The following is a 20,870-nucleotide window of genomic DNA, read 5'->3' on the forward strand; positions in this document are numbered from 1 at the left end:
ATTGGGACAGCCAAATGCAGAATCTTGTCAGCAAACTCCACCGCACTTTGCAGCAGTTGCGGCTTGAAAATGCCGCGTTTTTGTTGGCATATAGCGGCGGTTTGGATTCGACCGCACTTTTATCGCTGTTTGCCGAACTCAAACAACAACTGCCGCAACTCAAGCTGCGTGCGATTCATATTCATCACGGTTTAAGCCCGAATGCTGATCGCTGGGCGGAACATTGCCAACAACAATGCGATCAATTCCAAATTCCGTTAATCATTGAACAAGTGCGGTTAGATAGCAAAGACAATCTCGAACAGGCGGCAAGAACCGCGCGCTACCAAGCGATTAAACCGCACTTGCAACAAAATGAACTGCTGGTTACCGCACATCACCTAAACGATCAAAGTGAAACTCTGCTGCTTGCCTTAAAACGCGGCAGTGGCATTAAAGGCATGGCGGCGATGCAAGTGCGGTCTGAACTGTGGCAAATGCCGATTTTCCGCCCGCTGTTGGACTATTCGCGCCGGCAGTTAGAGGAATATGTTCGCGCGCAAGCTCTCAGTTGGATTGAGGACGAAAGCAATCTGGATAACCGCTACGATCGCAACTTCCTGCGCAACCGGATTTTGCCCGAATTGCGCCAACGTTGGACGGCGATTGACCGCACTTTGCAACGTTCGGCACAGCAATGTTATGAACAACAGCAACTGTTAGAAGAACTATTGTTGCCGCTGTTTCAGCAGCACTATCGCAGCAGTGATCAAACGTTGAATATTGAAGGTTTTGTTGATTATTCGCGGCAAAAACAGCAATTTTTACTGAGGTTATGGTTGGAAAAAATCGATTTATCCATGCCAAGTCAAACCCAATTAAATGAGCTGATCGACAGCCTGATTTTTGCTGCTCACGACAGCCAGCCGCAATTACAGCTAGGTGAATTTTTTGTTCGTCGTTATCAACAGCGGCTATATCTGACCGCACGTTATGCCGATATTTCGACTTGCATTCTAAAGGTGGAGTTGCAGCAATCCCTGCAACTGCCCGATCAGTTAGGAACGCTCCGTTTTGAACCGCAAGCCGAAGGGCTGAATGTGGTGTGGCGGCAGGCTGAGCAGCCGCGCCAATTTCTGCTGCCGTTACCGAAAAATGCGGAAAAAATTGAAATCCGTTTTGCCTATTCAGGCAAAGTGCGGTTAGCCGCCAATCGCGCCAATCAAGATATTAAAAAAATCTGGCAAAATGCCGGCATCCCGCCGTGGCAGCGGCAACGCACGCCGTTGGTGTTTTATGGCGATACGCTAATTGCCGCACTTGGGGTGCTTATTCAAGCCTAATCTCACGGCATAAAAAACCGCACTTTCAAAGTGCGGTTCCCAATGCGCGGTTCAAACGCAAGATTAAATCGCCCTGCCACTGGCGTAGAACGCCACTAGCACGAGCGCGATGATGATAGTGCCCAGATTCAGTTTTTTCACTTCGCCGGAAACGATACGCCCGATTACTAAAGAAGCGAAGCCTAACATAATCCCGGTCACGATGTTTGCGGTTAGCACGATAAACACCGCACAAATCAAACCGCTCATTGCGCCGACAAAATCGTCAAAATCCAGTTTGCTGACGTTGCTCAACATTAACAAGCCGACATACATCAACGCCGGTGCGGTGGCGTAGCTTGGCACTAAAAAGGCAAGCGGTTGTAAGAACAACATAAACAGGAACAACACCCCGACCACAATCGCGGTGATCCCGGTTTTGCCGCCTGCCGCTGTGCCTGCAGCCGATTCGATGTATACCGCCGCCGGTGCGGTACCGAACACGCCGGACATCATGCTGCTGACAGAATCCGAAGTCAGCGCTTTGCCGCCGTTGATAATTTGCCCGTCTTTATCCAACAGGTTCGCCTGCCCTGCCACCGCACGGATAGTGCCGGTCGCATCAAAAATCGCGGTCATCACCAACGCGAATACGATTGGTAGAATTGCCGGTTGCAGTGCGCCCATAATATCTAAGCTGAACACCAGCGAATTTTCACCGAAGGTCGGCATTTGGAAAATTTTACCGCTGAAAGTGACATTCGGATCGGCAATCAGCCCGATCACGGTAATTGCTACGATCACCAACAAAATGCCGCCTTTAACTTGCAACCGTTCTAAACCAACGATAAACGCCAAGCCGATCAGCGACATCATCACCGGAAAGGAGGTAAACTCGCCCATTTTCACTGGCAATCCAGCATCATTGCCGACCACTAAGCCGACATTATTTGCCGCGATTAACAACAAAAACAGTCCGATCCCGATGCCTGCGCCGTGTGCAATGCTGCTCGGCAGGTTGCGTAAAATCCAAGAGCGGACGCCGGTCACCGAAATCAGGGTGAACACAACCCCCATTACAAATACCGCGCCTAATGCAACAGGAATGCTGACTTTCTGCCCGATTACCAAGCTAAAAGCGGTAAAGGCGGTCAGAGAAATGGCACAGCCGATTGCCATCGGGGCATTCGCCCAAAAGCCGATTAAAATCGAGCCTAAACCGGCGACTAAACAGGTGGCGATAAACACCGATTCCTGCGGGAATCCGGCGGCGCTTAACATATTCGGCACGACAATCACCGAATACACCATTGCCAAGAAGGTGGTCAAGCCGGCGATCATTTCCTGCCGAACATTACTGCCTCTGGCACTTAATAAAAAACGTTTTTCTAAAAACGGATTTTGCGTTGTCATAATGGTTGGTCCTAAAAGAAAAATAGAAAAGTAAAAATAAAAGAGCACATATTTTACCTGAGCAGCCGGCTGCGATCTATTAAATCCCGCATTCAAGCGGAAAAATTTTGCGTTATCACAATCTTTCGCCCAAAACGATATTGAATGGCAACTAACACATGAAATTCCGTTCAAAAAGCCGTACACTATATAGCAATTTTTAACCTAGGAGACAATTATGGCAATTCTAGTCACCGGCGGTGCCGGCTATATCGGTTCACATACCGTCATCGAGCTGTTAAATGACAATCAAGAGGTGGTTATTCTGGATAACCTGTGTAATTCATCAGAAAAATCCTTACAACGGGTCGAAACCATCACCGGCAAAAAGCCGATTTTCTACCGTGGCGATATTTTAGATGCCGCTATTTTGCAGCAAATTTTTAAACAACATTCGATTGATTCGGTGATCCATTTTGCCGGTTTGAAAGCGGTGGGCGAAAGCGTACAGAAACCGATCGAATATTATGAATGCAACGTGCAAGGTACGCTGAATTTATTGCAGGAAATGCGCAAAGCCGGCGTGTTTAACCTGGTTTTCAGCTCGTCGGCAACGGTTTACGGCGATCCGGAAATCATCCCGATCACCGAAAGTTGCAAAGTCGGCGGCACCACCAATCCATACGGCACCTCGAAATTAATGGTCGAGCAAATTTTAGCCGATACGGTGAAAACCGATGATCGCTGGAGCATGATCGTACTGCGCTATTTCAATCCGGTCGGCGCACACAGCAGCGGCTTGATCGGTGAAGATCCGAACGGCATTCCAAACAATCTGCTGCCGTATATCAGCCAAGTGGCGATCGGCAAGCTGCCACAATTATCGGTGTTCGGCAGTGATTACAACACCCCGGATGGCACCGGCGTGCGCGACTATATCCATGTGGTCGATCTGGCGATCGGGCATTTAAAAGCCCTTGCCAAACACAAAAACGACAGCGGGTTGCATATTTATAATCTGGGAACCGGCATCGGCTATTCGGTGTTGGATATGGTGAAAGCATTTGAACAAGCCAACGGCATCACCATTCCATATAAATTAGTTGAACGTCGCCCGGGCGACATCGCCACCTGTTATTCCGATCCGTCGCTGGCGGCGGAAAAATTGGGCTGGAAAACCCAATATTCGCTGGAACAAATGATGAAAGACACTTGGAACTGGCAAAAAAATAATCCGAACGGCTACCGCGATTAAGCCAGCCGATTTTGCCTAACCGAATGAACCGGCAATCCGATTGTGCGGTTCATTTTTATTTTGAGATCTCCGAATGACAGAACAACAAAAAAGCCTAATCTCACAAATTTTCACCCGCAAAATGCTGATTTGCGTGTTCACCGGATTTAGTTCCGGGCTGCCGCTGTATATTTTAATTTCACTGATTCCGCTTTGGCTGCGTTCGCAGCAGGTTGATCTGGCGACGATCGGATTTTTTGCCCTAACCGGACTGCCCTACACCTGGAAATTTCTGTGGTCACCGCTACTTGATCGCTATATTCCGCCATTTTTAGGCAGACGGCGCGGTTGGATTTTGCTGTCACAAGTGCTGCTGTTGCTGTCATTGGCACTGTTCGGCTTTCTCGATCCACAGACACACAGCGGCTTGCAACTGATTGCCGCCGCCGCAACTTTGGTGGCGTTCTTTTCCGCCACCCAAGACATTGTGCTGGACGCTTATCGGCGTGAAATTTTAGACGATAAAGAGCTGGGGCTGGGCAATTCGATTCATGTGAATGCCTATCGGATTGCCGGTTTCGTGCCCGGTTCGTTATCGTTGATTTTAGCCGATCTAATGCCGTGGCAATCGGTGTTTATCATCACCGCACTTTTCATGCTGCCGGGCATTTTGATGACGCTGTTTCTCAGCTATGAGCCGAAAATCGATCTGCCGACAAACCGCACTTTGGCTGATACCGTGGTGAAGCCGTTTCAGGAATTTTTCAGCCGCAAAGGCGTATGGTCGGCACTCGGCATTTTAGGCTTTATCTTTTTGTACAAGCTCGGCGATAGTATGGCAACCGCACTGATCACGCCGTTTTATCTGGATATGGGCTTTAGCGCCACCCAAATCGGCGTAGTCGTTAAAAATGCGTCGGTATGGCCGATGTTGGTCGCCGGGACTGTCGGCGGCATTATTATGCTAAAAATCGGGATTAACCGCGCGCTGTGGCTGTTTGGACTGGTGCAAATCGTGACCATTCTCGGCTTTGCCTGGCTGGCATCATACGGGCGTTTTGACAGTGTCGACAACAAAGAGCTGGTGATTTTAACCGTTGTGGTTGCCGCCGAATATATCGGTATCGGGCTAGGCACTTCCGCGTTTGTAGCGTTTATGGCGCGCGAAACCAATCCGTTGTACACCGCCACTCAACTGGCACTGTTTACCAGCCTTGCTGCACTGCCGCGCACACTGTTTAATTCACAGGCAGGCATACTGATCATTCTTATCGGTTATTACAATTATTTCTGGTTTTGCTTCTTTTTAGCCGTTCCCGGCATGCTTTGCCTGTTTTGGGTCGCACCTTGGAATGAGAAAAAATAATGCTGAAACCGCACTTATGCACCTGAAAGGTTACAAAGTGCGGTTTTGAGATTAAAAATGGTCTTTCGCCTGGCGTAATTCAATAAATTGCTGCAGTGTTTCCGCTTGTAGGAACGGATTGATTTGCCGTTCTAATCCCAACGTGGTCGGCAAGCTCGGCTGGTTGGCTTGGCGCAAGCGTTCCACTTTTTCGATTTGGCTTTGCACCGCACGTTGATCTTTAACTACGGTTAATGCAAAACGCAGATTACTCAGGGTGTATTCATGCGCCGCACAAACCCGCGTTTCATCCGGCAACGCTTTTAAGCGCTGAATGCCGTCGAACATCGCGGCATAATCGCCGGTGAACACCCGCCCGCAACCGGCAGAAAAAATCGTATCGCCGCAGAACAAGCAGCCGTCCAGCACGAAGCTGATATGCTTCGCCGTATGCCCGGCGGTCGGGATCACCTGCAAAGTATAATTTTTGCAACTCAGTTCCCCTTCGTCAATCACCGTGGTCGCTAAATTCGCCGTTTCAGACGAACCGAAAACCGGCAAATTCGAGTAATGCTGCAACAGTTCCGCCACTCCGCCGATATGATCATGATGACCGTGGGTCAACAAAATTGCCTGCGGCTGTAATTTATGCTCATGCAGATAGCTGAGCACCGGCGCACTTTCTGCCGGATCGATAATCAAAACCTTGTCGTTCGGTTTGGCATACAACCAAATATAGTTGTCATTTAGTGCCGGTAATGGTATTAACATAACTACTCCTTTTAAACTAATTTCGGTTAAACCAGTAAGGTGTCTGATTGATGAAGTGGCGTGCAAAATATCCCCATTCCCTACAATTGCCGACCTCTTGGCAACAATTAAAGCAAGGCGAACGCTATTGTCAAGCGCTTGAGCACTATTTTGAGCCTTGGTTTGCCAAAGTTTACGGGCAACAGCTGCTTAAAATCGGCGGCTTAAGTGCGGAATTAGCTTGGCACAATCCTAATCAACATCACATTGTGCTGTCGCCGGACTTCCTTTCGTTTAGCGATGCGCATGACGACCGCATTTTATCGACCGTTCAGGCATCAATTACCCACCTACCGTTTTATGAAAAAGCGATTGATGCCTGTCTGCTTGCCAATACCTTAAATTTTACCCAAGATCCGCACCAAGTTCTGCGTGAAGTCACGCGCGTGCTCAGTGACGACGGCTACCTGTTTATTTCGCTGTTCAATCCGTGCAGCACCTTGCTGTGGAAGCGACATTTGGAAAAGAAAGGCGAGAAGCCGCGCTGGACGATGCGCAAATACCTGAGCTGGCGAGTGATCGACTGGTTGGAGTTATTGGAATTTGAAATTGTGGACAGCCGAACCTTAATACGTGGCAGGCTACCGTACTTTTGCCGTTTAGGCGGGCAGTTGGCAGTGATTGTCGCGCGCAAACGCACAATCCCGCTGTCGCTCAATCCGCAAAAAGTGCGGTTTAAATCGCCGCTGTTTTCGCCGGCAAATGCGCTCGGCAGTTCCAAAGTGCGGTACGACGATCAGTCGGGCTGATAGCCGACATCATCTTGCGTCGGCGCTTCCGCCCCTTGTCTGGCAAGTTGATCGACCCGCTCATTTTCAATATGTCCGGCGTGGCCTTTCACCCAGCGCCAGTCAATTTGATGACGCTGAATTGCCTGATCCAGCCGCTGCCAGAGATCTCTGTTTTTCACCGGCTTTTTATTGCTGGTCTGCCAGTTGTTGCGCTTCCAGTTGTGGATCCACTGATTAATCCCATTTTTCATATATTGGCTGTCACTCGACAAGGTGACGGCACAGCTTTGGTGTAAACTTTCCAGCGCGGTGATCACCGCCAGCAGTTCCATGCGGTTATTGGTGGTCAAACGATAGCCCTGCGAAAGGGTTTTCTCATGCTGTTTATAACGCAACAACACCCCGATTCCGCCCGGCCCCGGATTGCCCAGACAAGAACCGTCGGTATATATTTCAATTTGTTTCAACATCGGTACTACACTCTTTTTTAAAATTAATGCGATAATAGCGTAATTTTAAGAAATTCCCTAATCTCAAGCGAGCGGCAAAGCATGACAATTTCGACTAACACTTTGATGGAAGACAGCGTTATCCAACGTCAGATCGTACTGGATACCGAAACCACCGGCATGAACCAATTCGGCGCACACTATGAAGGGCACTGCATTATTGAAATCGGTGCGGTGGAACTGTTAAACCGCCGCCCGACCGGCAAAACTTTTCACGTGTACATTAAGCCCGATCGCCCGGTCGATCCCGATGCGATTAAAGTACACGGCATCACCGACGAGATGCTGGCGGACAAACCGCCCTTTGAGGCGATTGCCGCCGAGTTTATCGAGTTTATCAGCGGCGCAGAGTTGATTATCCACAACGCGCCCTTCGACGTCGGCTTTATGGATTATGAATTCAGCAAACTGCCCGCCACAAAAGGGGTGAAAACCGCGAATATCAGCGTGGTGACCGACAGCTTGGCAATGGCACGCAAAATGTATCCGGGCAAACGCAATAATTTGGATGCCCTTTGTGATCGCTTAAATATCGACAACAGCAAACGCACCTTACACGGCGCGTTATTGGATGCCGAGATTCTTTCGGATGTTTATCTGCGCATGACCGGCGGGCAAGTTAACCTGTTTGATGAGGAACAGCACGAAGACGAGCCGCAAGCCGCCGCAGGCAATCAGACCGAAAACCTGCAAGCCCACGATTCACAACCACACTTGGCACAACTCTGCACTATTGAACCGGACGAACAAGAGCTGCAAGCGCATTTGGAATACCTCAAGCTAATCAATCAAAAAAGCAAAGACAACTGTTTTTGGCAGAAACGGACGCAAAACGAACGGCATTAGCCCTGTTTTCGCGCGATTCGTTTATGGATTAAGCAATTAAAAAGAGTTTTACAAAAAACAGTTGACTGTAATCGCATAGCCCTTTATTATGCGCTTCACCTAACGCGGAGTGGTAGTTCAGCTGGTTAGAATACCTGCCTGTCACGCAGGGGGTCGCGGGTTCGAGTCCCGTCCATTCCGCCACTAAATTTTAACGCATAGTACAAACTGTGCGTTTTTTATTGAAAGACATCTCAAATATCCAGTGCGGAGTGGTAGTTCAGCTGGTTAGAATACCTGCCTGTCACGCAGGGGGTCGCGGGTTCGAGTCCCGTCCATTCCGCCAATTTTTCGCTTGATATTCCAAATTTATCTATTCGTTATCGGTAAAATTCGGTATCATCTGGCACATCTTTAATTTATTCGTCTTATCACCCTTTCGCATTATTTCGACAGCAAAACCGATAATCACGAATAAAAACAAAAATAATGAATATGACGCATTGCCGTCAATCGAGGTTTTTATATGACTCCTGTTATTGCCCTGGTCGGGCGTCCAAATGTGGGCAAATCCACGCTGTTTAACCGCTTAACTCGCACCCGCGATGCGCTGGTTGCCGATTTTCCGGGCTTAACCCGTGATCGTAAATACGGTCATGCGCATATCGGCGGACATGATTTTATCGTGATCGACACCGGCGGGATCGACGGCACCGAAGAAGGCGTGGAAGAAAAAATGGCGGAACAATCGCTATTGGCGATTGACGAAGCCGATGTAGTGCTGTTTATGGTGGATGCGCGCGCCGGATTAACTCCGCCGGATATCGGCATCGCCCACTATTTACGCCAACGTGAAAAAACCACGGTGGTGGTTGCCAATAAAACCGACGGCATCGACGCCGATTCACACTGTGCCGAATTTTATCAATTAGGCTTAGGCGATATCGCACAAATTGCCGCCGCGCAAGGACGCGGTGTCAACAACTTGATTGAAGACGTATTAGCCCCGTTTGCGGAAAAACTGCAACAACAGCAAAACGAACAAGGTGAAAGTGCGGTTGGCGAACACGACGATGATCAGTGGGAACACGATTTTGACTTCAACAACGAAGAAGATACCGCACTTTTAGATAACGCACTGGCAGAAGAACAGCCGGAAGACGACAGCCATAAAAATATTAAAATTGCGATTGTCGGGCGTCCGAATGTCGGCAAATCCACCTTAACCAACCGCATTCTCGGCGAAGATCGGGTGGTGGTGTATGACTTGCCCGGCACAACCCGTGACAGTATTTACATTCCGATGGAACGCGACGGTCAGCAATACACCATTATCGATACCGCAGGTGTACGCAAACGCGGCAAAGTGACACTGGCAGTTGAAAAATTCTCAGTAATTAAAACCCTGCAAGCGATTCAAGACGCTAACGTGGTGCTACTGACCATTGATGCGCGCGAAGGAATTTCCGATCAGGATTTGTCGCTGTTAGGCTTTATCCTGAATGCCGGTCGCTCATTGGTGATCGTGGTCAACAAGTGGGACGGCTTGAATCAGGATGCCAAAGATCAGATTAAATCCGAGCTGGATCGCCGCCTTGATTTTATTGATTTTGCACGAATTCATTTTATTTCCGCTTTGCACGGCAGCGGCGTCGGCAATCTGTTTGATTCGATCACCGAAGCTTATCAGTGTGCTACTAAGCGTTTCTCTACTTCGATGCTGACGCGTATTCTGCAAATGGCGACCGACGAACATCAGCCGCCATTAGCATCCGGCAGACGCATCAAGCTGAAATATGCGCACCCGGGCGGTCATAATCCGCCGATTATCGTGATCCATGGTAACCAATTGGATAAACTGGCAGATTCCTATAAGCGCTATCTGTCAAACTACTACCGCCACAGCTTAAAAATTATCGGCACGCCGATTCGGATTCAGTTCCAAGAAGGCAACAATCCGTTTGCCGGACGACGCAACACCCTGACGCCGAACCAGCTACGCAAACGCAAACGTTTGATGAAATTCATTAAGAAATCGAAAAAATAACCTTTCTCTCTCGCCGAACCTTCGTTCGGCGATTTTTTTGCCACAATTGGCTTTGGTGCTGGCATTTATCTTGTAGAATCTCTATCATAAAATAGATTTCATCTAAGGAAACTCTATGCAAAACGCATTTTTAGATTCGATTCTTTTTTCAATCAGCGTCACTCTGCCCAATATTTTAATGCTGCTACTGGGGATTTACCTGAAAAGCATTAACATGATTAACGACCATTTCAGCAATCAAGGCTCGAAATTGGTGTTTAATATCACTCTGCCCGCGTTGTTATTTCTTAGCATTATTAAAAACCCGACTGACTATGCTTCACAAATTACCATTGTCGCACTCGGTATGCTTGGCACGATTATTTTATTTTTACTGGCGGAACTGTTTGCCGCGCGTTACGTTGCCGATAAGCGAGAGCGCGGTACCTTTGTGCAGGGTGTATTTCGCGCCAATAGCGGGATTATCGGGCTGTCACTTTGCGCCAACGCTTACGGTTCGGCAGGACTGGCGATCGCATCGGTTTACACTGCGATGATTACTCTGCTGTTCAACGTACTGGCGGTGATTACCCTCAGTCGTTCCCTCGCCGAAGGTGGCAAAGCTAATCTGCGTTATATTTTTATCCAGCTATTGAAAAACCCGTTGATTATTGCGATTGTCGCGGCATTACTGTTTAGCCACCTCGGCTTCACCCTGCCGGCAACCTTGATCAGCACCGGCGATTATTTGGCAAATATGACCTTGCCGTTAGCGCTGCTATGCGCCGGCGCCAGTTTGAATTTGAAAACCATGGATAGCTCGTCGTCGGTCGCCATTTGGGCAAGTGTCGGGCGGGTGCTGGTTGCGCCGTTGGTAATGGTGTTAATCGCACGTGCGTTTGGATTGAAAGGCATTGATTTGGGTGTAATTTTCTTGATGTCGGCAACACCGGTCGCCGCCGCCAGTTATGCGATGGTCAGAAGCATGGGCGGCAACGCCAAAACTGCCGCCAATATCATCGGCATCACTACCTTCGCCGCGATGTTCGGTTCTTCTCTCGGCATTATTATTTTGCGTCAATTGAATTGGATGTAGTGCGTTGCTGCAAACAGAAAGCGCTAAACCGCACTTTCTGTTTTAGTTAGCGCTGAGCAGGATATTCTGCAATGGTGACAGACAAATCCACCAACTGCCCAAGACGCTCAACTTGTACCTTCACCACCGTTCCCGGACGAGTATCGGAGATAATTTGCAGCAACTCAGTCGGCGAATTCACCGCTTTGCCATTAAATTGTACGATTAAATCGCCAACCGCAATCCCCGCCTGTGCAGCCGGGCCGTTCGGCGCAACTGCGGTCACTAATACCCCGCGTTGATTCAGCCCCAACTGATCTTCATTATTATAGAAAATCTGACTTTCCACCCCGAAGAAACCGCGAATCACCCGACCGTCTTGGATAATTTTTTTCAAAATATCATTGGCAATATCAATTGGAATCGCAAAACTCAATCCTTCCGCAATTTCTGTGCTGTCTTTGCCAATGCTCAAGGTATTAATGCCGATCAGCTCGCCTGCCGTGTTGATCAACGCACCGCCCGAATTGCCGCGATTAATCGAAGCGTCAGTTTGAATAAAATTCTGCCGTCCGATTTCCCCTAGCGCACTGCGTCCGGTCGCACTGATAATTCCTTGGCTGACACTCTGCCCCAAGTTATACGGATTGCCGATTGCCAACACCACATCGCCGACAGAAACTCGGCGGGTTTTATTTTGTGGAATTGTGGGTAAATTGCTCGCCTGAATTTTCAGCACCGCCAAATCGGTCAGGCTATCAGAACCGATTAATGAGGCTTCATAGATTTGTCCGTTTTGCAACGCAACCACGATCTGATCCGCACGATCGATCACATGACGATTGGTCAATATATAACCGTCCGCCCGCATAATCACGCCCGATCCTAAATTATTGACCCGCAGTTGATCGCGATTTTCAAGACTCGCATCGGCTTGCAATGCCTGATTATATACGTTGACAACCGCCGGCGCGGCAATCCGCACCGCACTCGCATAAGAGATAATTTGCGGAGAATCCGAACCGTTAAACCAGCTGGTTTTTTGCCAAACCGGCATTAAGCCCAACACTAAGGCGGCGGCACATAAACCGATTAACCCCGATTGCAACAGTTTTTTCAGCATTGCTCCTCCGACTGATGTTGAACAGCTGGGCGATAGATCATTTTAAAATCCTCACCGATTTGCTCACTGCTGACCAATTGCCATTGCGGTGCGTCCGCTAGTTTGTGCAGATCCGGCATATGACATAGACCACGCGCTTGATCGCCCAATAATTTCGGCGCAATATATACAATCAATTCATCGACTAAATTTGCACTAATCAGCGAACCTGCTAAATTTGCACCGGCTTCAATCCACAGGGTATTAATCTGGCGCTTGCCCAATTCTTGCATTAACGCCGCCAGTTGGCTTGGCTGCGCATTCAGTTCAATCGCTTCCACAAAATCAGGAAACGCTGATAAATCGCGCAGTTTATTGCCATTTCCCACCAACCAAACCGCACTTTCAATGCCAAACAGCTTATGATAAGGACGGATACGATGTTTTGAATCCATAATAATTCGAATCGGTTGGCGTATATTTTGCTCAGGATAATGCTGTCGAATCGCCTCAGGCAGCTGCTGCCAGCGTACATTCAACAGCGGATCGTCAACTAATACCGTGCCGCTCGCCGATAAAATCGCGCTGGCACTGGCGCGGTAATCTTGCACTTCCGCCCTTGCCGCTTCACCGGTAATCCATTTACTTTCGCCTGACGCAGTGACGGTTTTACCGTCAATCGTCATCGCCATTTTCAATTGCACAAACGGGCGACCGCTGCGCATTCGTTTTAAAAATCCTTTGTTTAATGCTTCCGCTTGCGCCTCAGATAGCCCGACAGCAACTTCAATTCCTGCTTCTTGCAGCAATGCAATCCCTTTTCCGGCAACTAAAGGATTCGGATCACGCATTGCGATCACCACGCGTTTCACGCCGTTTTCGATAATTTTTAACGCGCAAGGCGGCGTTCTGCCAAAGTGTGAGCAAGGCTCCAATGTCACATACAGGGTTGCGCCGACCGCACTTTGCCGACGACATTGTGCAAACGCATTGACTTCGGCGTGTCCTTCTCCCGCTTTTAAGTGATACCCTTCGCCAATGATTTCGCCGTCTTTGACAATCACACACCCGACACGCGGATTAGGATCCGTTGTCCAACGTCCTAACTTCGCCAATTCCAGTGCTCGCTGCATAAATTGCTGATCTTGTTCTGAAAATACTGTCGTCATCGGCGCTTATCCTTGCTCTTTTGCGATCATTTCATCGGTTAATTTCTCAATTTCATCCCCGAATTGTTTAACATCGTCAAAGCTCAAATAAACCGACGCAAAACGAATGTAAGCCACTTTATCCAGGCTCTTCAATTCATCCATCACCAATGCCCCTACCAATTTACTTTGCACCTCACGCTCACCGGTAGCCTGTAATTGATGAATAATATGACTGATAGATTTTTCTATATCGTCGGCACTCACCGGACGTTTTTCCAATGCCCGCAGCATACCGGAGCGTAATTTTTTCTCGTCGAAGGGAACTCGATTGCCGTTCGTTTTGATAATTTTTGGCGTGACCAATTCTGCCGTTTCAAAGGTGGTAAAACGCTCGCGACATTGCGCGCATTCACGACGACGGCGCACTTGATAGCCGTCCGCCACTAAGCGCGAATCAATAACCTTGGTATCTTCCGCAGAACAAAAAGGGCAATGCATGAGTTCCTCTCTTTATTTCAGTATGCTATATGCTAGTTCATTAGATAAACATGAAATCTAAGCCGTTTAGTCTATTATAGTTATTATCTGGATATTTGCCCATTTTTTCTTAGTAAAGTGCGGTCAACCGCACTTTGACTCCATATTTTTTGGCATAGTAGCCAAAAATGTGGCTGATTTTGAGATCTAAGCTTCTATTAGACATTTTTGTGGCTACTCCTCTTAAAGCGCTAGTTTTTCTAGCTCTTTTTATTCAAAAAATCCTGTATAAACATAATCTTATTCCTTCGGTTTAGTCCATTATGAACGGATAATTTCTGCTTTAAATCCTTAAACAGCCCTTCCAGCCGATTTGTCGTTTTTTCTATCCGTAACTCCGGGTATTTTTCAAAGACAAACAAGTAATCCATATAGCGTTTAATACTGGCATAAGCCCCTCTCAATTTGCGATGTTTATAAGGAAATTTACCCTGATTATCGGGTATATCAGACCGTTCTTCTAAGTAAGCTTTATGCTGCAAAAACCAGTGATGCAAACGGACATAAAAGTCATTTTTGTGACTCTGCTTGAGTGTTTTAACCATTGTTTTCAGTTCCTTTCCGGCAACGGATTTAGGGTTTCTCGTCAGCTTGCGAATCACCATTGCAACAAGGTGAAATTGGCACATTTGGGTTGGCGTATTAAATATATCTTTCAATAAGCCCCGTCGCCCATCGCAAGTAATAGATTGAATAATAAATCCTTTTTTACGCAATCGATTGATGGCTTTGGTATAGTAAATGTCCTTTTCGGTACGAACGATTTGGTGGTAAATCACCTTTTTTGAGCGGGAATCCATTATGACTAATACGCCGAATTGTCGCCCGAAAAAAGTGACATCCATAATAAGATTCAACATTGTGGTTTGCGGTGTGCTGAGTGGCGTTTTAGGGGCTTTTTTCAGGTGCCTTTGGATAGTCCTGACCGAACAATCATAGGTTAACGCAAGCTGCTTATACGTCTGTTTTCCGACGGTGTAATCGTGCCAGATTTGGGCGGATTGAAGGTAATTTGTGTGAGAATATGTCCGTAAACAATCCAAGCATTTATAGCGTTGCTTGCCTGAATTTTTACCGTGTTTTTTAATGCGTTCTGAACCACAGAAATAGCAATTTTTTGGTCATTTTAAAAAATCTCACTTAACGCCTTATTCTATAAGGGATTAAGCGAGATTTCAGCCACATTTTTGTCTACTATGCCTATTTTTTCTAAAAGCGTCCCAAAACAAAAACCCCTGCATCTCTCGATACAGGGGCTATCTTATATAAAATCCGGCGGTGTCCTACTCTCACATGGGGAGACCCCACACTACCATCGGCGTTACAGCATTTCACTTCTGAGTTCGGCATGGAATCAGGTGGGACTACTGCACTATCGCCGCCGGAATAATTCGGCTTGATTGTCATTTTGTTCGTTCGTACTTATCTATACTTTCGTATCTATTCTTTCGTGCGTCACGCTATTCTTTATTCGGTCACAAGCTAATCTCTTCAAAAACTCTTTCTTATCAGGTTCTCTAGTTGACTCTATCCTCAACTCAAAAACCCTTGAGCGTTGTATGGTTAAGCCTCTCGGGCAATTAGTACGGGTTAGCTCAATATATCACTACACTTACACACCCCGCCTATCTACGTCTTAGTCTTAAACAACCCTTACCGACTCTTAGTCGGGGAGAACTCATCTCAAGGCAAGTTTCGTGCTTAGATGCTTTCAGCACTTATCTCTTCCGCACGTAGCTACCCAGCAATGCTTCTGGCGAAACAACTGGAACACCAGCGGTGCGTCCACTCCGGTCCTCTCGTACTAGGAGCAGCCCCTTTCAATTCTCCAACGCCCACGGCAGATAGGGACCGAACTGTCTCACGACGTTCTAAACCCAGCTCGCGTACCACTTTAAATGGCGAACAGCCATACCCTTGGGACCTACTTCAGCCCCAGGATGTGATGAGCCGACATCGAGGTGCCAAACACCGCCGTCGATATGAACTCTTGGGCGGTATCAGCCTGTTATCCCCGGAGTACCTTTTATCCGTTGAGCGATGGCCCTTCCATTCAGAACCACCGGATCACTATGACCTGCTTTCGCACCTGCTCGACATGTCCGTCTCGCAGTCAAGCTTGCTTATACCATTGTACTAACCTCACGATGTCCGACCGTGATTAGCAAACCTTCGTACTCCTCCGTTACGCTTTGGGAGGAGACCGCCCCAGTCAAACTACCCACCAGACACTGTCCACGACCACGTTCCGCAGTCTGTGTTAGAACATCAAACCTTAAAGGGTGGTATTTCAACAACGACTCCATAACAACTGGCATTGCTACTTCATAGTCTCCCACCTATCCTACACATCAAAATTCAATGTTCAGTGTCAAGCTATAGTAAAGGTTCACGGGGTCTTTCCGTCTAGCCGCGGGTACACCGCATCTTCACGGCGATTTCAATTTCACTGAGTCTCGGGTGGAGACAGCCTGGCCATCATTACGCCATTCGTGCAGGTCGGAACTTACCCGACAAGGAATTTCGCTACCTTAGGACCGTTATAGTTACGGCCGCCGTTTACTGGGGCTTCGATCAAATGCTCTCACATCATCAATTAACCTTCCAGCACCGGGCAGGCGTCACACCCTATACGTCCACTTTCGTGTTTGCAGAGTGCTGTGTTTTTAATAAACAGTTGCAGCCAGCTGGTATCTTCGACTGACTTCACCTCCATCCGATAAGGACTTCAATTACCATCAGCGCACCTTCTCCCGAAGTTACGGTGCTATTTTGCCTAGTTCCTTCACCCGAGTTCTCTCAAGCGCCTGAGTATTCTCTACCTGACCACCTGTGTCGGTTTTCAGTACGGTTTATTATAAGATAAGCTTAGCGGCTTTTCCTGGAAGTGTGGTATCGGCAACTTCGACTCCGTAGAGTCTCCCCATCACGCCTCTGATTTAAATGACCGGATTTGCCTAATCATCCATCCTACACGCTTGGACCGGGACTTCCGTCACCCGGCTCACTTAACCTGCTCCGTCCCCACATCGCTCTTATAACAAGTACGGGAATATTAACCCGTTTCCCATCGACTACGCTCTTCAGCCTCGCCTTAGGGGCCGACTCACCCTGCCCCGATTAACGTTGGACAGGAACCCTTGGTCTTCCGGCGAGGGGGTTTTTCACCCCCTTTATCGTTACTTATGTCAGCATTCGCACTTGTGATACGTCCAGCATACTTCTCAATACACCTTCTTCCGCTTACACAACGCTCCCCTACCCAACAGGCGTATCACTAATAATCCTTCCTCACGCCGATTCAACAGCATACCGTCTCAACGTTTAAAGGGCTTGACCAACTTACTCATTCCACTCGTAAGTTGTTAAGCTTAAGGCGTATTAGTGATACGCCTGATGCCGCAGCTTCGGTGACTAGTTTTAGCCCCGTTACATCTTCCGCGCAGGCCGACTCGACTAGTGAGCTATTACGCTTTCTTTAAATGGTGGCTGCTTCTAAGCCAACATCCTAGCTGTCTAAGCCTTCCCACTTCGTTTCCCACTTAACTAGTACTTTGGGACCTTAGCTGGCGGTCTGGGTTGTTTCCCTCTCCACGACGAACGTTAGCACCCGCCGTGTGTCTCCTAGATATTACTCTTCGGTATTCGCAGTTTGCATCGGGTTGGTAAGTCGGGATGACCCCCTAGCCGAAACAGTGCTCTACCCCCGAAGGTATTCATCTAAGGCTCTACCTAAATAGATTTCGGGGAGAACCAGCTATCTCCCGGTTTGATTGGCCTTTCACCCCCAGCCACAAGTCATCCGCTACTTTTTCAACAGTAGTCGGTTCGGTCCTCCAGTTAGTGTTACCCAACCTTCAACCTGCCCATGGCTAGATCACCGGGTTTCGGGTCTATATCATGCAACTACTCGCCCAGTTAAGACTCGGTTTCCCTTCGGCTCCCCTATTCGGTTAACCTCGCTACATAATATAAGTCGCTGACCCATTATACAAAAGGTACGCAGTCACCCCATTAAAGAGGCTCCCACTGCTTGTACGTACAGGGTTTCAGGTTCTATTTCACTCCCTTCACCAGGGTTCTTTTCGCCTTTCCCTCACGGTACTGGTTCACTATCGGTCAGTCAGGAGTATTTAGCCTTGGAGGATGGTCCCCCCATCTTCAAACAGGATTTCTCGTGTCCCGCCCTACTTGTTGTTAGCCTAGTACCACAATGGAATCTTCGGATACGGGATTATCACCCTCTACGATTGTGCTTCCCAGCACATTCTCCTAATTCCATCGCTATCACTAACGGCTCTTCCGCGTTCGCTCGCCGCTACTTACAGAATCTCGGTTGATTTCTTTTCCTCGGGGTACTGAGATGTTTCAGTTCTCCCGGTTCGCCTCAACACACTATGGATTCATGTGTTGATAGTGGGTTCTTCACCCACTGGGTTTCCCCATTCGGATATCGTGGAGTGATAGCGCTTCTTATCAACTCCTCCACGCTTTTCGCAGATTAGCACGTCCTTCTTCGCCTCTGACTGCCTAGGCATCCACCCTGCACGCTTAGTCACTTAACCATACAACCTCAAGAGTTTTCATCCCTGACGCTGTCTCAATTGACTCGTGCGTAAGTTTCCCTACGCTGACCTATCAAGTGCCTTTTATCACTCAACAAGTCCTTCGATTTCTCGATTACTCAGCTCTTACGATGTTATCTTCAATAAACTTTCATTCATCAAAAACAACTCGCTTGAGTTCTCTTCAGTTTTTAGCTTGTGTCCAAATTTTTAAAGAACAAATCAGTTTTTCAACCAATACTCAATTCTCTTACCGCACTTCGATATTACCGTGCTCGAAGAAAATTCACTATTAATCGCAAAACCTAACAACCAACAGGATTGGTGGAGCTAAGCGGGATCGAACCGCTGACCTCCTGCGTGCAAGGCAGGCGCTCTCCCAGCTGAGCTATAGCCCCTCGTCAGTCTTTTGTATTCCCTTCCGTTAGCCAATTCGCTTATTCAAAGTCATTTTAAGGTGAGAAGCGCAATGTATGTTAATACATGAGCATCGCAACCATTAAAAGGGCGCAGAATAAGTAGAATTGGTAGGCCTGAGTGGACTTGAACCACCGACCTCACCCTTATCAGGGGTGCGCTCTAACCACCTGAGCTACAAGCCTGCCGAGGAATACTCTCTTCTTTCTTATCAAACAATCTGTGTGAACACCTATACAACACATCAATCTACTAAGGAGGTGATCCAACCGCAGGTTCCCCTACGGTTACCTTGTTACGACTTCACCCCAGTCATGAATCATACCGTGGTAAACGCCCCCCCGAAGGTTAAGCTATCTACTTCTGGTACAACCCACTCCCATGGTGTGACGGGCGGTGTGTACAAGGCCCGGGAACGTATTCACCGCAACATTCTGATTTGCGATTACTAGCGATTCCGACTTCATGGAGTCGAGTTGCAGACTCCAATCCGGACTACGACGCACTTTAAGAGATTTGCTCATCATCGCTGACTCGCCACCCTCTGTATACGCCATTGTAGCACGTGTGTAGCCCTACTCGTAAGGGCCATGATGACTTGACGTCATCCCCACCTTCCTCCGGTTTATCACCGGCAGTCTCCTTTGAGTTCCCGACCGAATCGCTGGCAACAAAGGATAAGGGTTGCGCTCGTTGCGGGACTTAACCCAACATTTCACAACACGAGCTGACGACAGCCATGCAGCACCTGTCTCAGAGCTCCCGAAGGCACTCCCGTATCTCTACAGGATTCTCTGGATGTCAAGAGTAGGTAAGGTTCTTCGCGTTGCATCGAATTAAACCACATGCTCCACCGCTTGTGCGGGCCCCCGTCAATTCATTTGAGTTTTAACCTTGCGGCCGTACTCCCCAGGCGGTCGATTTAACGCGTTAGCTACAAGAGCCAGATATACACCCAACCCCTAAATCGACATCGTTTACAGCGTGGACTACCAGGGTATCTAATCCTGTTTGCTCCCCACGCTTTCGCACATGAGCGTCAGTATTTGTCCAAGGGGCCGCCTTCGCCTCCGGTATTCCTCCACATCTCTACGCATTTCACCGCTACACGTGGAATTCTACCCCTCTCTACAATACTCTAGATAAACAGTATGAAATGCAGTTCCCAAGTTAAGCTCGGGGATTTCACATCTCACTTATCTATCCGCCTGCGTGCCCTTTACGCCCAGTTATTCCGATTAACGCTCGCACCCTCCGTATTACCGCGGCTGCTGGCACGGAGTTAGCCGGTGCTTCTTCTGTGACTAACGTCAATGACTAACCCTATTAAAATTAGCCCCTTCCTCATCACCGAAAGAACTTTACAACCCGAAGGCCTTCTTCATTCACGCGGCATGGCTGCGTCAGGGTTGCCCCCATTGCGCAATATTCCCCACTGCTGCCTCCCGTAGGAGTCTGGGCCGTGTCTCAGTCCCAGTGTGACTGGTCATCCTCTCAGACCAGTTAGAGATCGCGGGCTTGGTAGGCCATTACCCCACCAACTACCTAATCTCACTTGGGTTCATCTTATGGCGCATGGCTCCGAAAAGTCCCACACTTTAATCTCTCGATACTACGCGGTATTAGCGACAGTTTCCCGTCGTTATCCCCCTCCATAAGGCAGATCCCCAAGCATTACTCACCCGTCCGCCGCTCGTCAGCAAGGAAGCAAGCTCCCCCCTGTTACCGCTCGACTTGCATGTGTTAAGCCTGCCGCCAGCGTTCAATCTGAGCCATGATCAAACTCTTCAATTCAAGTTCAATCGCTCAATGAATATCTGACCTAAAATAAATTTACTTCAGCACTCATT

At 48.2% G+C, this 20,870-nt stretch carries 13 protein-coding genes, 4 tRNA genes, 3 rRNA genes and 2 pseudogenes; 10 read left to right on the forward strand and 12 right to left on the reverse strand.

Translation table 11 applies throughout. From position 1 onward, the window contains the following. Window positions 1–14: 14 nt before the first annotated feature. Window positions 15–1,322, forward strand: coding sequence for a tRNA lysidine(34) synthetase TilS (gene tilS / locus ACUHGC_RS10140; protein ID WP_446833199.1), 1,308 nt, complete (start codon window positions 15–17; stop codon window positions 1,320–1,322). A gap of 63 nt (window positions 1,323–1,385) precedes the next feature. Here tilS and ACUHGC_RS10145 read toward each other — a convergent pair whose 3' ends face one another. Then, window positions 1,386–2,714: an NCS2 family permease gene (locus ACUHGC_RS10145; protein WP_446833200.1), complete on the reverse strand. Its 1,329-nt coding sequence runs from the start codon at window positions 2,712–2,714 to the stop codon at window positions 1,386–1,388. Window positions 2,715–2,931: 217 nt separating this feature from the next. Here ACUHGC_RS10145 and galE point away from each other — a divergent pair, with 217 nt between their 5' ends. Both galE and ACUHGC_RS10155 read left to right on the forward strand, forming a co-directional pair. After that, the gene (galE, locus tag ACUHGC_RS10150) at window positions 2,932–3,948 is read left to right on the forward strand and encodes a UDP-glucose 4-epimerase GalE (RefSeq protein WP_446833201.1); all 1,017 of its coding nucleotides are present in this window, start codon (window positions 2,932–2,934) and stop codon (window positions 3,946–3,948) included. Between the two features lie 73 nt (window positions 3,949–4,021). After that, the gene (locus ACUHGC_RS10155) at window positions 4,022–5,293 is read left to right on the forward strand and encodes an AmpG family muropeptide MFS transporter (protein WP_446833202.1); all 1,272 of its coding nucleotides are present in this window, start codon (window positions 4,022–4,024) and stop codon (window positions 5,291–5,293) included. Window positions 5,294–5,344: 51 nt separating this feature from the next. Here the strand turns inward: ACUHGC_RS10155 and gloB are convergent, their stop codons facing one another. Beyond that, window positions 5,345–6,043: a hydroxyacylglutathione hydrolase gene (gloB, locus tag ACUHGC_RS10160; RefSeq protein ID WP_446833203.1), complete on the reverse strand. Its 699-nt coding sequence runs from the start codon at window positions 6,041–6,043 to the stop codon at window positions 5,345–5,347. 50 nt (window positions 6,044–6,093) lie between these two features. Between gloB and ACUHGC_RS10165 the strand changes: the two genes are divergently transcribed. Next, on the forward strand, window positions 6,094–6,831 hold the full coding sequence (locus tag ACUHGC_RS10165; RefSeq protein WP_446833204.1) for a class I SAM-dependent methyltransferase: 738 nt from the start codon (window positions 6,094–6,096) through the stop codon (window positions 6,829–6,831). On the opposite strand, the gene rnhA is transcribed toward ACUHGC_RS10165, so the two are convergent. Continuing rightward, window positions 6,819–7,283: a ribonuclease HI gene (gene rnhA, locus ACUHGC_RS10170; protein WP_446833205.1), complete on the reverse strand. Its 465-nt coding sequence runs from the start codon at window positions 7,281–7,283 to the stop codon at window positions 6,819–6,821. The genes ACUHGC_RS10165 and rnhA overlap by 13 nt on opposite strands. Window positions 7,284–7,442: 159 nt before the next feature. Here rnhA and dnaQ point away from each other — a divergent pair. The 6 genes and pseudogenes from dnaQ to ACUHGC_RS10200 form a co-directional block, all read left to right on the forward strand. After that, window positions 7,443–8,084 (forward strand): annotated as a pseudogene (gene dnaQ, locus ACUHGC_RS10175) (DNA polymerase III subunit epsilon); the annotation flags it as partial. Beyond that, a pseudogene (locus ACUHGC_RS10180) lies at window positions 8,061–8,168 on the forward strand (DNA polymerase III subunit epsilon); the annotation flags it as partial. The pseudogenes dnaQ and ACUHGC_RS10180, both read left to right, overlap by 24 nt. A gap of 106 nt (window positions 8,169–8,274) precedes the next feature. Next, a tRNA-Asp gene (locus ACUHGC_RS10185) sits at window positions 8,275–8,351 on the forward strand. A 65-nt stretch (window positions 8,352–8,416) separates the two neighbouring features. Then, window positions 8,417–8,493, forward strand: a tRNA-Asp gene (locus tag ACUHGC_RS10190). Between the two features lie 180 nt (window positions 8,494–8,673). Then, window positions 8,674–10,194, forward strand: a complete 1,521-nt coding sequence (der, locus tag ACUHGC_RS10195) for a ribosome biogenesis GTPase Der (RefSeq protein WP_446833206.1) — start codon at window positions 8,674–8,676, stop codon at window positions 10,192–10,194. A gap of 115 nt (window positions 10,195–10,309) precedes the next feature. Further along, window positions 10,310–11,269: an AEC family transporter gene (locus tag ACUHGC_RS10200; protein WP_446833207.1), complete on the forward strand. Its 960-nt coding sequence runs from the start codon at window positions 10,310–10,312 to the stop codon at window positions 11,267–11,269. Window positions 11,270–11,315: 46 nt separating this feature from the next. Here the strand turns inward: ACUHGC_RS10200 and degS are convergent, their stop codons facing one another. The 9 genes from degS to ACUHGC_RS10245 form a co-directional block, all read right to left on the reverse strand. Continuing rightward, window positions 11,316–12,371: an outer membrane-stress sensor serine endopeptidase DegS gene (degS, locus tag ACUHGC_RS10205; protein ID WP_446833208.1), complete on the reverse strand. Its 1,056-nt coding sequence runs from the start codon at window positions 12,369–12,371 to the stop codon at window positions 11,316–11,318. Continuing rightward, entirely contained in the window at window positions 12,365–13,519 is a 1,155-nt protein-coding gene (gene ribD / locus ACUHGC_RS10210; RefSeq protein WP_446833209.1) for a bifunctional diaminohydroxyphosphoribosylaminopyrimidine deaminase/5-amino-6-(5-phosphoribosylamino)uracil reductase RibD, read from the reverse strand. Before ribD ends, degS begins: the two co-directional genes overlap by 7 nt. Window positions 13,520–13,525: 6 nt before the next feature. After that, the gene (nrdR, locus tag ACUHGC_RS10215; RefSeq protein ID WP_446833210.1) at window positions 13,526–13,999 is read right to left on the reverse strand and encodes a transcriptional regulator NrdR; all 474 of its coding nucleotides are present in this window, start codon (window positions 13,997–13,999) and stop codon (window positions 13,526–13,528) included. A 239-nt stretch (window positions 14,000–14,238) separates the two neighbouring features. Next, window positions 14,239–15,126 carry an IS256 family transposase, variant Zn-binding type gene (locus ACUHGC_RS10220; protein ID WP_446834861.1) on the reverse strand — a complete coding sequence of 296 codons (888 nt, stop codon included), beginning with the start codon at window positions 15,124–15,126 and terminating at the stop codon, window positions 14,239–14,241. Window positions 15,127–15,308: 182 nt separating this feature from the next. Then, window positions 15,309–15,424, reverse strand: a 5S ribosomal RNA gene (gene rrf / locus ACUHGC_RS10225). 173 nt (window positions 15,425–15,597) lie between these two features. Next, window positions 15,598–18,603 (reverse strand): 23S ribosomal RNA (locus ACUHGC_RS10230). A gap of 322 nt (window positions 18,604–18,925) precedes the next feature. After that, window positions 18,926–19,001 (reverse strand) — tRNA-Ala (locus tag ACUHGC_RS10235). Between the two features lie 127 nt (window positions 19,002–19,128). Next, a tRNA-Ile gene (locus ACUHGC_RS10240) sits at window positions 19,129–19,205 on the reverse strand. A 68-nt stretch (window positions 19,206–19,273) separates the two neighbouring features. Beyond that, window positions 19,274–20,814: ribosomal RNA gene (locus ACUHGC_RS10245) — 16S ribosomal RNA — on the reverse strand. Together the 16S, 23S and 5S rRNA genes with 2 tRNA genes alongside form the textbook arrangement of a ribosomal RNA operon. Between the last annotated feature and the right edge of the window lie 56 nt (window positions 20,815–20,870).

The organism is Testudinibacter sp. P27/CKL/0425, assembly GCF_052931395.1.